Origin of the sequence: Sinorhizobium fredii NGR234 (genome assembly GCF_000018545.1) — a bacterium.
In the GTDB taxonomy this organism is placed as follows: Bacteria; Pseudomonadota; Alphaproteobacteria; order Rhizobiales; family Rhizobiaceae; genus Sinorhizobium; species Sinorhizobium fredii_A.
Map to the genome: position 1 here is coordinate 1,602,446 of NC_012587.1, position 12,720 is coordinate 1,615,165.

A 12,720-nucleotide genomic window follows, 5' to 3' on the forward strand; every position below is an offset into this window, starting at 1 on the left:
GCGGCCCACGCGGGGATCATCCGCTTCAGCCACCTGCCAGAACCGACGATTTGGGGGATGAACCGGTCACTTCATTTCCCGGTCCGCCGCCGTCGCAACGTGAAATCCATTAACCGTGAATCGCCTTTGGGCGTCAAGGGGTGGTTTGTGACGGAATTTTGAGCGCTATATCTTGTGTGGATCGACTGTGGAAAACGGGGACATCTACCAATCCGTTGAAAATCAGGGGGTTCGGGTGGCTGCCTTGCAACAGGCGGCAACGCCGGACAGAAAATGAGAGTTTTCACGGGTAAAAAAACAGGTAGGGGGCATTCCGAAATTCTACTGACAATTGCGAAACGCGCCGGAATGTGAAGCGCTCGCTCTCCTGATTCGAATGACTACATGTGGTGGCCGTGAGGTCGGCCTCCGAAGCACGATGCCACCTCGCGAATTGCTGCGCACATCGACGCGGACCTGGTCCTGTTTCGCGCGCTAGCTCACCCGCTTCTGCAGTTCCCGGGCGCCATTCGGCGCATTGACCTTGCCCGAGCTGATGAAGAAGGCGAAGACGTCGCGGGGCGCCTTCTCCGCCTTCCGGTTCGGCGCGCTCTTTTCCAGCCCATCCGGCTCGCCGCCCGCTGCAAAGGTCTTGAGCCTTTCGGCCCAGAGGTCGAGGCCGACCGGCGGATAGCAGGTCTTGACGTCGTCGCTGCCCTTCTGCAGCCGGGCATAGACGAAATCCGCGGTGACGTCGGCAATCATCGGGTAGTCCTCGTGCTCGGCGAGAACCGCCGCCACTTTGTGCTTATCGAGGAGCGCGACGAACTCCGGCACCTGGAAGGAAGGGTGGCGGACTTCGACGACGTGCCGGAGCTTCAAGCCGTCCTGCTTTTCCGGCAGCAGCTTCAGAAAGCCCTCGAAGTCCTGCGGATCGAACTTCTTGGTCGGGGCGAACTGCCACAGGATGGGACCGAGCCGGTCGCCAAGTTCCGTCAGGCCCTGCGTCAGGAATCGCTCCATGGATTCGCCGGCCTCCGCCAGCACCTTGCGATTCGTCACGAAGCGGCTGGCCTTCAGGGAGAATATGAAGCCGTCCGGCACCTCTGCTGCCCATTTGGCGAAGGTGGCCGGCTTCTGCGAGCTGTAATAGGTGCCGTTGACCTCGATGGCGCGCAGTTCCTTGCCGGCGAATTCAAGCTGCCGCTTCTTCGGAAGGTCGGAGGGATAGAAGCTTTCCTCCCAGGGCTCGAAATTCCAGCCGCCGATGCCGACACGGATCTTTCCTGCTTCTGCCATCATTTCCTCCTCGAGGGCCGCAACGCGCCCGTACTCCCGTCTCATTTGTCGCGCAGGTTCGCCCGTCGAGATGCAGGCGAGCGCAAGACTTGGTCGATCCTAAAAAGGAACCGCCACCCGATTACTCGGCCGCGACGACTTTCCTCACTGTCCGGCGCTCCAGAAGCTCCTTCAGGAACTGACCGGTATAGGAGCGAGGTTCCTTCACCACGTCTTCCGGCGTTCCCTTCGCGATGACCTCGCCGCCGCCGTCACCGCCTTCTGGCCCGAAGTCGATGACCCAGTCGGCCGTCTTGATGACCTCGAGATTGTGCTCGATCACCACCACCGAGTTGCCCTGGTTGACGAGTTCATGCAGAACTTCAAGTAGCTTGGCTACGTCGTGGAAATGCAAGCCGGTTGTCGGCTCATCGAGGATGTAGAGCGTGCGTCCGGTCGAGCGCTTCGACAGTTCCTTGGCGAGCTTGACGCGCTGGGCTTCGCCGCCCGACAGGGTATTCGCCTGCTGGCCGATCTTGATATAGCCGAGCCCGACCTGGTTCAGCGTCACCAGCTTGTCGCGGACGGCCGGAACGGCCGAGAAGAATTCGACACCTTCCTCGACCGTCATGTCGAGAACGTCGGCGATCGACTTGCCCTTGAAATGCACGTCGAGCGTTTCGCGGTTGTAGCGCTTGCCGTGGCAGACGTCGCAGGTGACATAGACATCCGGCAGGAAGTGCATCTCGATCTTGATGACGCCGTCGCCCTGGCAGGCTTCGCAGCGGCCGCCCTTGACATTGAACGAGAAGCGGCCCGGCTGGTAGCCGCGGGTCTTCGCCTCCGGCAGTCCGGCGAACCAGTCGCGAATCGGCGTGAAGGCGCCGGTATAGGTCGCCGGGTTCGAGCGCGGCGTCCGGCCGATCGGCGACTGGTCGATGTCGATCACCTTGTCGATATGCTCGAAGCCATCGATCCGGTCGTGGTCGGCGGGGTTCTCGCGCGCCCCCATGACCCGGCGGGCGGCCGCCTTGTAGAGCGTCTCGATCAGGAAGGTCGACTTGCCGCCCCCCGAAACGCCGGTGACGGCGGTGAAGACGCCAAGCGGGATCGACGCGGTCACGTTCTTCAGATTGTTAGCCCGCGCGCCTACGACGGTGATTTCCTTCTTCTTTTTCGGTTTACGTCGTTCGCCTGGAACGGCGACGGAGAGTTCGCCGGAGAGATATTTCCCGGTCAGCGACTTAGGGTTGTCCATGATGTCGGAGGGCGTGCCCTCGGCGACGATCTCGCCGCCGTGAATGCCGGCGGCCGGGCCGATGTCGACGACATGGTCCGCCGTCAGGATCGCATCCTCGTCATGCTCGACGACGATGACGGTGTTGCCGATGTCGCGCAGATGCCGAAGCGTTTCGAGCAGGCGGGCATTGTCGCGTTGGTGCAGGCCGATCGACGGCTCGTCGAGCACGTAGAGCACGCCGGTCAACCCGGAGCCGATCTGCGAGGCCAGGCGGATCCGCTGGCTCTCGCCGCCGGAAAGCGTACCGGAATTGCGCGACAGGCTCAGATATTCGAGGCCGACATCGTTCAGGAAACGCAGCCGCTCGCGGATCTCCTTGAGGATGCGCACGGCGATTTCGTTCTGCTTGGTGCTGAGCCTTTCGGGAAGCGTTTCGAACCAGTCGCGCGCGGCGCGGATCGACATCTCGGTGAGCTCGCCGATATGCGACTTGTCGATCTTGACGGCCAGCGCCTCCGGTTTCAGCCGGTAGCCGGCGCAGGCGGGGCAGGGCGCCGCCGACATGAAGCGCTCGATCTCCTCGCGCGCCCAGGCGCTGTCGGTCTCCTTCCAGCGCCGCTCGAGGTTGGGCACGATGCCTTCGAAGGTCTTCGTCGTGTTATAGGAGCGGGCGCCGTCCTGATAATGGAAGGTGATCTTCTCTTCCGTGCCGTGCAGGATCGCCTTCTGCGCCGCCTCGGAGAGCTCGCTCCAGCGAGTGCCGAGCTTGAAGTCGAAGACCTTGCCGAGCGCCTCGAGCGTCTGGTTGTAGTAGGGCGAGGTCGATTTCGCCCAAGGCGCGATCGCGCCGTCCCGCAAGGTGCGGTTCGGCTCGGGGACGATCAGCGCCTCGTCGATCTTCTGCTGGCTGCCGAGGCCGTCGCAGGTGGTGCAGGCGCCGAAGGGATTGTTGAAGGAGAACAGCCGCGGTTCGATTTCCGGAATGGTGAAGCCGGAAACCGGGCAGGCGAATTTCTCCGAGAACAGCACCCGCTCATGCGTTTCGTTCAGCGACTTGTTGGCGGAGCCGCCGGCGGCCGTCTCTTCCGGCGGCAGCGGCTTATCGGCGAATTCGGCGATTGCCAGACCGTCGGCGAGCGTCAGGCAGGTTTCCAGGCTGTCCGCAAGCCGGGTGGCAAGATCGGCCCGCACGACCACGCGGTCGACGACGACATCGATGTCATGCTTGTATTTCTTGTCGAGCGCCGGCACATCGGCAATCTCATAGAACTGGCCGTCGACCTTGACGCGCTGGAAGCCCTTTTTCATCAGCTCGGCGAGTTCCTTCTTGTACTCGCCCTTACGGCCGCGCACGAGCGGCGCAAGGATATAGAGTCGCGTGCTCTCGCCGAACTCCAGGACGCGGTCGACCATCTGGCTGACAGTCTGGCTCTCGATCGGCAGGCCCGTCGCGGGCGAATAGGGCACGCCGACGCGCGCGAAGAGCAGGCGCAGATAGTCGTAGATCTCGGTGACCGTGCCGACCGTCGAGCGCGGGTTGCGCGAGGTCGTCTTCTGCTCGATCGAGATCGCCGGCGACAGCCCGTCGATCTGGTCGACGTCCGGCTTCTGCATCATCTCCAGGAACTGCCGGGCATAGGCCGATAGGCTCTCGACATAGCGGCGCTGGCCCTCGGCATAGATCGTGTCGAAGGCGAGCGAAGACTTGCCCGAGCCCGAAAGGCCGGTCATCACGATCAGCTTGTTGCGCGGCAGGTCGAGGTCGATGCCTTTGAGGTTATGCTCGCGCGCGCCGCGAATGGAGAGGGTCTTGAGTTCGCTCATCGGAAGCCAGTTTTGCATGTCGGTTGAAAGCCTCCTATGTAATGACGAGAACGCCCATGTCGAGGCGCAATCGGCAAAGAGGCGGCTCAATTGCGATTCGGTTGACAGGATAATACGGGAATATTAGAACAAAGAAAGAACAAACATAAGCCAAAGCCTGCCAAATGAGCTGTGGATTATGTAGGATGCGGGGCGTATCGGCGGCGGCTGGCCGCTAAGATGCGCGCTCTTGAGATATTTGAAAGCCGGGCCGGCGGTTCGGCGGAAACACGGGAAAAGCGATATGGCTGGTAGCGTCAACAAGGTGATCTTGATCGGGAATGTCGGGGCCGACCCGGAAATCCGGCGCACGCAGGACGGCCGGCCGATCGCCAACCTGAGGATCGCCACTTCGGAGACCTGGCGCGACCGCAACAGCGGCGAACGCCGTGAAAAGACGGAATGGCACAATGTCGTCGTCTTCAGCGAAGGCCTCTGCAAGGTCGTCGAGCAATATGTGAAGAAGGGCGCCAAGCTCTATATCGAAGGCCAGTTGCAGACGCGCAAATGGCAGGACCAGAACGGCAATGACCGTTACACGACGGAAGTCGTGCTGCAAGGGTTCAGCTCGACGCTGACGATGCTCGATGGTCGCGGCGAGGGCGGCGGAGCCGGTCGCGGCGGCAGCGATTACGGCGGTGGCGGCGGTTACGAGGATTATGATCAGCCGCGGCAATCCTCCGGCGGCGGACGCTCCGGCGGCCAGTCGAACCAGGGCGGCGGCAATTTCTCACGCGATCTCGACGACGACATTCCGTTCTGATCGGCAGGATCGAGAACCCCGAAGAACGTTCGGCCCGCCTCTGAGCGGGCCGTTGCGCGTTTAGACCTGGAATGCCGAGCGGACGCCATCGACGACGAACTGCACGGCCAGCGCCGCGAGGATCACGCCGAGGAGGCGGGTCAGGATCGCCCGACCGGTGACGCCGAGAAAGCGGTCGATCCGATCAGCGATCACCAGGGCCAGAAAGAGCAGTGCCATCGAGGCGGCGATGACGATGAGAAGTTGCGCGCGACCTATGACCGAGGGAAGGGAACTACCGAGAAGGATGGTTGCCGAGATCGCTCCGGGACCCGCGATCAGCGGCAGGGCGAGGGGGAAGACGGCAATATTGTGAATGTGGTCCTTCGTTACCGCCGTTTCGCCGGTTTTTTCCTTTCGCTCCTGGCGCCGCTCGAAGATCATCTCGAAGGAGATCCAGAAGAGAAGCAGGCCGCCGGCGATGCGGAAGGCGCCGATCGAGATGCCCAGCAGTCCGAGAATGCCGTCGCCGAAGAGGGCAAAAGCAGCGAGAATGAAGAAGGCGATCAACGAGCCGCGCGTGGCAACCTGGAAGCGCTCCTGCCGGTTCAATCCGACCGTGAGGCTCAGGAAGATTGGCGCGAGACCCGGCGGATCGAGTGTGACGAGCAGCGTCGTCAGCGCATTGACCAACAGATCGACATTGAACATCCGTTCCCCCTCCGGATCCTCCAGGGCAGTTCCCTGGTCGCGCTGCATTCTTAGGTAACCCATGCGCGCTTGGGAAGGGCCGACTAGTCAATCGCCGCGCGATAGCATACACCGGGCGCGGGCGGGCACGCCGGATGTGTTCGATGTTTGCGCAAAAGCCTTTCCGATTTATGGGTGCGTGCCCTAGAAAAGCCCGTTACACCGGCAAAAGGCTGTTCAAAACCATTGGCCAAAATTGGCGCTCGAAGCGGCATTCGGCTATAAGAACTGACTGATTCTGAACAAAGATCGTGATCGACATTGACTGAGCAAAGCACTCCCGGCGGCGGAAAGACTCCGCCAGGCATCGAGCCGATTTCCATCATCGAGGAAATGCAGCGGTCCTATCTCGATTACGCCATGAGCGTCATCGTTTCCCGCGCGCTTCCCGATGTACGCGACGGCTTGAAACCCGTTCACCGCCGCATCCTCTACGGGATGAGCGAACTCGGCATCGATTGGAATAAGAAATACGTCAAATGCGCCCGTGTTACCGGTGACGTGATGGGTAAATACCATCCGCACGGCAACATGGCGATCTACGATGCGCTGGCGCGCATGGCGCAGGATTGGTCGCTCAGATTGCCGCTGATCGACGGCCAGGGCAATTTCGGCTCCGTCGACGGCGATCCGCCGGCGGCCGAGCGCTATACCGAGTGCCGGCTTCAGAAGGCGGCCCATTCGCTGCTCGACGACCTCGACAAGGAAACGGTCGATTTCCGCGACAACTACGACGGCACGCTGCAGGAGCCGGTCGTCGTTCCGGCGAAGTTCCCGAACCTGCTCGTCAACGGCGCGGGCGGCATTGCCGTCGGCATGGCGACCAACATCCCGCCCCACAATCTGAGCGAAGTCATCAATGGCTGCATCGCGCTGATCGACGATCCGGCGATCGAATTGCCGGAGCTGATGCAGATCGTTCCGGGCCCCGACTTCCCGACTGGCGCGCTGATCCTCGGTCGCGCCGGCATTCGCCAGGCCTATGAGACGGGCAGGGGCTCCGTGATCATGCGCGGCCGCGCCCATATCGAGCCGATGCGCGGCGACCGCGAGCAGATCATCATCACCGAGATTCCCTATCAGGTGAACAAGGCGACGATGATCGAGAAGATGGCCGAACTGGTGCGCGACAAGCGCATCGAGGGCATCTCGGACCTGCGCGATGAGTCCGACCGGCAGGGCTATCGCGTCGTCATCGAGCTGAAGCGCGATGCCAATGCCGAGGTCATCCTCAACCAGCTCTATCGCTATACGCCGCTGCAGACCTCCTTCGGCTGCAACATGGTGGCGCTGAACGGCGGCAAGCCCGAGCAGCTGACGCTGCTCGACATGCTGCGTGCTTTCGTCGCCTTCCGCGAGGAAGTCGTTAGCCGGAGAACCAAATACCTGCTGCGCAAGGCACGCGAGCGGGCCCACGTCCTGGTCGGCCTTGCCATTGCCGTCGCCAATATCGACGAGGTGATCAAGCTCATCCGCCATGCGCCCGATCCGCAGACTGCCCGCGAGCAATTGATGGAGCGTCGCTGGCCGGCCCATGACGTCGATGCGCTGATCCGGCTGATCGACGATCCGCGCCACCGAATCAACGACGACGGCACCTACAACCTCTCGGAAGAGCAGGCACGCGCCATTCTCGACCTGCGCCTGCAGCGCCTGACCGCGCTCGGCCGCGATGAAATCGGCGACGAACTCAACAAGATCGGCGAGGAGATCCGCGACTATCTGGAAATCCTTTCCTCGCGGCTGCGCATCATGCAGATCGTCAAGGACGAGCTCGCAGCCGTCCGCGACGAGTTCGGCACGCCGCGCCGCACCGAGATCGCCGAGGGCGGTCCGGACATGGACGACGAGGACCTGATCGCCCAGGAAGACATGGTCGTCACCGTGTCGCACCTCGGCTATATCAAGCGCGTACCGTTGACCACCTACCGGGCCCAGCGGCGCGGCGGCAAGGGCCGTTCCGGCATGTCGACGCGGGACGAGGATTTCGTTACCCGGCTATTCGTCGCCAACACCCATACGCCGGTTCTGTTCTTCTCCTCGCGCGGCATCGTCTACAAGGAAAAGGTCTGGCGGTTGCCGATCGGCACGCCGCAGTCGCGCGGCAAGGCGCTGATCAACATGCTGCCGCTCGAACACGGCGAACGCATCACGACGATCATGCCGCTGCCCGAGGACGAAGCGACCTGGGAAAACCTGGATGTGATGTTCTCGACGACGCGCGGCACGGTGCGCCGCAACAAGCTTTCCGACTTCGTCCAGGTCAACCGCAATGGCAAGATCGCGATGAAGCTCGAGGAGGAGGGCGACGAGATCCTCTCGGTCGAGACCTGCACGGAGTTCGACGACGTGGTGCTGACGACGGCGGTCGGCCAGTGCATTCGCTTCCCGGTTTCCGACGTGCGCGTCTTTGCGGGCCGCAATTCGATCGGCGTGCGCGGCATTTCGCTCGGCGATGGCGACCGGATCATCTCCATGGCGATCCTCGCTCACATCGAAGCAGAACCGTGGGAGCGCGCTGCCTATCTGAAACGGTCGGCGGCCGAACGCCGCGCCACAACCGGCGAGGATGAAGAGATCGTGCTTGTCGGCGAGGAAGTCGCCAATGGTGGCGAGCTCTCCAACGAGCGCTACGAGGAATTGAAGGCGCGTGAGCAATTCGTGCTGACGCTCTCCGAAAGGGGCTTCGGCAAGCGCTCCTCCTCCTACGACTTCCGGACCTCCGGCCGTGGCGGCAAGGGCATTCGTGCCACGGACACGTCGAAGACCGCAGAAATCGGCGAGCTCGTCGCAGCCTTCCCGGTCGAGCACAACGACCAGATCATGCTGGTTTCCGATGGTGGCCAGCTCATCCGCGTACCGGTCGACGGCATTCGCCTGGCGAGCCGCGCTACCAAGGGGGTCACGATCTTCTCGACCGCCAAGGACGAAAAGGTCGTCTCGGTGGAACGGATCAGCGAACCGGACGGCGAGGACGAGATCGAGGAGATCGTCACGGCCGGCGAGGCCATCGCGGCCGAGCCGCCAGCCGACGCCGAGGAGTGAGCGCGGTAACAGCAACAAGAAGCCCGCCGGATCGGCGGGCTTTTTCGTGAGCGCAAAAGTCAAGACCGGATGGCGCCGCTGTGGCAGGTCAGTTCTTGAAGACGATGCAGGCGCCGCCGCTGCGGCGAATGGTGGCGCACAGCTTGTCCGCCTCCGTGCGGGTCTGGCGGCCGATTCGCGCGGCATAGCGTATTCTGCCGCCGAAGCTGCCATTGCGTTCCCGCACAACAAGCGCCTTTTCGCTGCTGATCGGCGCCGGCAGGCGTTTGACGGAACTGAGGAACAGGCGGTGCGCCACGGATTTCCGATAGTGAGCTGCCAATTGGACGCCCCAAGGGGCCCAGGGGGCCTCATCGACGATCACGATATCGCGCAGTCGCCGGGAGCTGGCGAGCGCAAAGCAGCCATCCAGGAAGTTCTTGTTCTTGTCGAGCGCAAGGTCGAGTGATTTGGGCGGGTTGTCGCGCCAGTCCTCCACGGCGTGGGCAGTGATCGCCAGGACGTATTCGCGCGTCTCATAGGGCAGCCAATCGATCTCCAGAAACCGCTCCAGCCCGGCTTCGCCGGCATTGTAGGCGGCAGCTGCGAAACCGAGATTGCCGTAGCGCAGCTTTAGCTCGCTTAGATACTCGGCTGATTTGCCGAGGGCGGCCACGGCGTCGAAGCTGTTGGACAGGCCGCGCAGCTTCGCCGTTCCGGGCATGAATTGAGCGATCCCTTCGGCGCCCTTGGGGCTGACGGCGTCCGGTTGGAACAGGCTTTCGCGCCAGATCAGCCGTGCGAAGAAGGGCGGAGGCAGGCCGTTTGCCTCGGCATAGTGTTCGATGATGCCGCATACGTCCCGGGCGAAATTCTCTCGGCTGATACAGAGGGGAACCGGCGGCTTCGCCGTGGAAACACCGGAGTAAACGCATTTGCGCGCGACCGGAGCGTCGGTTCGGGCGTTCCCGATACCGGCAAGGGCGATTGTGAACAGCAGCGTAGCCCCGGCAGCGCACGCCAGACGTCCCATTCGGTTGCCCCAGATGTGGCATCGGCCCGCTCTGCTCGGTTTGACCATACGGCTCCTCGGCGATGAACGCGTGATCACAAATAGCATTTTCGCTGACGACGAGAAACAGGGCAGACGCGGCAACCGGCAGCGTCGCAACCACGGCCGGCACGGAACAAAAAAAGAGGGCCACAAGCGAACTTGGGCCCTGTCAGTTGTGAAGGTTGGAAACCTCCAGAGGGGAACAGCTGATGCGACGGCCGGGGAGGAGGAAGCCGCCAGGTGCACCAACCAAAAGCTATATGGGGAACGCCGCGCGACCGTTCAATGGCTCCGCAACAGATTTTCGCAACTGAAGGCTGTGCGTGTTTGCGGGCAAAAAAAGAGGGCCGCAAGAAAACTTGGGCCCTTGTAGTTGTGAAGGTAATTAAAACCTCCAGAGGGGAACAGCTGCTGCGGTGGCACTGGGAGGAGAAGCCACCAAAGATGCATCAGCTGGGTTTGGTATGCTGCTTTTTTGGGCGAGGAGCAATCATTTAATATGCATGACAGCCATGCCGTCCGCGCATTCCTGCATATTTTTGCATCGCACAAAAAGGCTTGCTCTGCGCCGATGCTTCGGGCGCAAAAATACTTCCTCAAAAAACAAGGGCTTAACGGTGGGATTGGCAACTGCCCATAAATCGAGCAATCGCGCTGGGCGTCAGAAATTCCAGTTGCGGGCCTTGGCGACAATATAGTCGCGGAAGACCTTCAGCTTCGCGGCGTTCTTCATTTCGTCCGGATAGCAGAAATAGGTATCGAAAGAAGGGATGTCGGCACTGATCGGCAACTGAATCAGGCCCGGGTCCCGGCCGACGATATAGTCGGGAAGCATGGCAATGCCGATCCCAAGCAGGCAAGCGCGCTTGATCGAGGTCTGGCTGTTGATCTGCAAGTGCGAGACGCGCGGATTGTCCGGATCCCTCCCGGCGATCTCCAGCCAGTTGACGTCAAGCAGATAGTTGGGTGCCGGTTCGCCGAAGGTGATGATGCGATGATTGTCGAGGTCCTGGATCGACTGCGGCTCGCCGTTCTTGTTGATGTAGGAGGGCGCGGCATAGATGTGCATGTGCACCGTGAACAGCTTGCGCTGGATCAGGTCCGACTGCTGCGGCTGGCGCAGGCGGATGGCGCAGTCGGCGTGTCGCATGTTCACGTCGAGCTCTTCATTGTCGAGAATGAGCTGGACCTGGACATCCGGGTAGAGCGCCATGAATTCCTGGATCTTGTCGGTCAACCAGCCCTGGCCGAGACCGACGGTCGTGGTGATGCGCAGCTTGCCGCTTGGCTTGTCGGTAGTCTCGCTCAACTGCGCCTTGACGCTTTCGAGCTTCATCAGCACTTCGTGCGCCGTCCGGTAGAGCATTTCGCCCTGTTCGGTCAGAATCAACCCGCGCGCATGGCGATGAAACAGCTTGATGCCGACATCCTGCTCGAGCGCGCTGACCTGCCGGCTGATGGCGGATTGCGAGAGGTGGAGTTTGTCTGCCGCATGCGTGAACGAGCCGGCCTCTGCCGCCGCATGAAATATGCGCAGTTTATCCCAGTCTAGCGACATGAAATCCCCCATAAAGGACCGTTCGGGGGACAAGGGCATGTCCTCCGCGCGTCACCGATGCGTCTGTTCCCACACGGGGCCGCGCTTCTCCAACGTCAGCCCCGTTTTGCAGCTTCTATTCGGCTGCAATTGCGACGGGCATATGACCCGCCAGATATTTCTCCGCCTCGAGCGCCGCCATGCAGCCCATGCCGGCGGCGGTGACCGCCTGGCGATAGATGTCGTCGGTCACGTCGCCGGCCGCAAACACCCCGGCCACATCGGTTGCGGTCGAGTCCGGCGCCGTCCAGAGATAGCCGTTCGGCTTCTGGCGCAGCTTGCCCTTGAAGAGCTCTACGGCCGGCGCATGACCAATGGCCACGAAGACGCCATCGGTCGCCATTTCGGAAACAGCGCCGGTCTTCGTATTGCGAAGCTTCACGCCGTTGACCGAGGCGGGCATCGGCGGCTTTGCCGGTGTGCCGAGATATTCGACGACTTCATGATCCCAGACGATCTTGACGTTCGGCTTGGCGAACAGGCGTTCCTGCAGAATCTTTTCCGCCCGGAAGGCGTCGCGCCGATGGACGACCGTGACCGACTTGGCGAGGTTCGAGAGATAAAGCGCCTCCTCGACGGCGGAATTGCCGCCACCGACGACGATGACGTCCTTGTTGCGATAGAAAAAGCCGTCGCAGGTGGCGCAGGCGGAAACGCCGAAGCCCATGAAAGTCGGCTCGGTCTCGATCCCAAGCCACTTGGCCTTGGCGCCGGTCGCGATGATGAGCGCGTCGGTCGTCCATTCCGTGCCGCTGTCCGTCTTGAGGCGGAACGGCCGCACGGAAAGGTCGACGTCGGTGACGATGTCGTTGACGATCTCCGTGCCGACATGGATCGCCTGCTTCAGCATCTGCTCCATCATCCAGGGGCCCTGGACCGGATCCGCATAGCCCGGATAGTTCTCCACATCCGTGGTGATCATCAGCTGGCCGCCTTGCTCCATGCCGGCAATGAGCACGGGCGAAAGCATGGCGCGGGCCGTATAGATCGCTGCGGTGTAGCCGGCAGGGCCGGAGCCGATGATCAGCACTTTTGTGTGGCGGGCGGTCATGCTTTGGTCCTTAATTTGCCGGACGAACGACTGGTCGAGTCCGGCTGGGGTCGAAAATATCGCCCTAGTTTAGGTATTCACAGCGCGCTCTTTCAAGGGCACTGCTGCTGATACACACAAGTGCTTGCGGCCGCACCATGAA

Annotated in this window: 8 protein-coding genes; 2 read left to right on the top strand and 6 right to left on the bottom strand. The window is 61.9% G+C overall.

All coding sequences use genetic code 11. The features are described 5' to 3' along the window. Window positions 1-474: 474 nt before the first annotated feature. Both NGR_RS19035 and uvrA read right to left on the bottom strand, forming a co-directional pair. Window positions 475-1,278 carry a DUF72 domain-containing protein gene (locus NGR_RS19035; protein ID WP_012708096.1) on the bottom strand — a complete coding sequence of 268 codons (804 nt, stop codon included), beginning with the start codon at window positions 1,276-1,278 and terminating at the stop codon, window positions 475-477. A gap of 121 nt (window positions 1,279-1,399) precedes the next feature. Beyond that, window positions 1,400-4,321 (bottom strand): excinuclease ABC subunit UvrA, encoded by a 2,922-nt coding sequence (uvrA, locus tag NGR_RS19040; RefSeq protein WP_012708097.1) that lies wholly within the window; start codon window positions 4,319-4,321, stop codon window positions 1,400-1,402. Between the two features lie 283 nt (window positions 4,322-4,604). On the opposite strand from uvrA, the gene NGR_RS19045 reads away from it, so the two are divergent. Continuing rightward, a complete protein-coding gene (locus tag NGR_RS19045) occupies window positions 4,605-5,123 on the top strand; it encodes a single-stranded DNA-binding protein (protein WP_012708098.1) in 519 nt (172 codons plus the stop codon). A gap of 60 nt (window positions 5,124-5,183) precedes the next feature. Here NGR_RS19045 and NGR_RS19050 read toward each other — a convergent pair whose 3' ends face one another. Next, the gene (locus NGR_RS19050) at window positions 5,184-5,813 is read right to left on the bottom strand and encodes a MarC family protein (protein WP_012708099.1); all 630 of its coding nucleotides are present in this window, start codon (window positions 5,811-5,813) and stop codon (window positions 5,184-5,186) included. A gap of 300 nt (window positions 5,814-6,113) precedes the next feature. On the opposite strand from NGR_RS19050, the gene gyrA reads away from it, so the two are divergent. Further along, entirely contained in the window at window positions 6,114-8,897 is a 2,784-nt protein-coding gene (gene gyrA, locus NGR_RS19055) for a DNA gyrase subunit A (RefSeq protein ID WP_012708100.1), read from the top strand. An 88-nt stretch (window positions 8,898-8,985) separates the two neighbouring features. Here gyrA and NGR_RS19060 read toward each other — a convergent pair whose 3' ends face one another. The 3 genes from NGR_RS19060 to trxB all read right to left on the bottom strand — a co-directional run bounded on the left by NGR_RS19060 (window position 8,986) and on the right by trxB (window position 12,578). Continuing rightward, entirely contained in the window at window positions 8,986-9,909 is a 924-nt protein-coding gene (locus NGR_RS19060; protein WP_012708101.1) for a lytic transglycosylase domain-containing protein, read from the bottom strand. Window positions 9,910-10,591: 682 nt separating this feature from the next. Continuing rightward, window positions 10,592-11,488, bottom strand: a complete 897-nt coding sequence (locus NGR_RS19065) for a LysR family transcriptional regulator VtlR (RefSeq protein WP_012708103.1) — start codon at window positions 11,486-11,488, stop codon at window positions 10,592-10,594. A 115-nt stretch (window positions 11,489-11,603) separates the two neighbouring features. Beyond that, the gene (gene trxB, locus NGR_RS19070) at window positions 11,604-12,578 is read right to left on the bottom strand and encodes a thioredoxin-disulfide reductase (RefSeq protein ID WP_012708104.1); all 975 of its coding nucleotides are present in this window, start codon (window positions 12,576-12,578) and stop codon (window positions 11,604-11,606) included. Window positions 12,579-12,720 lie beyond the last annotated feature (142 nt).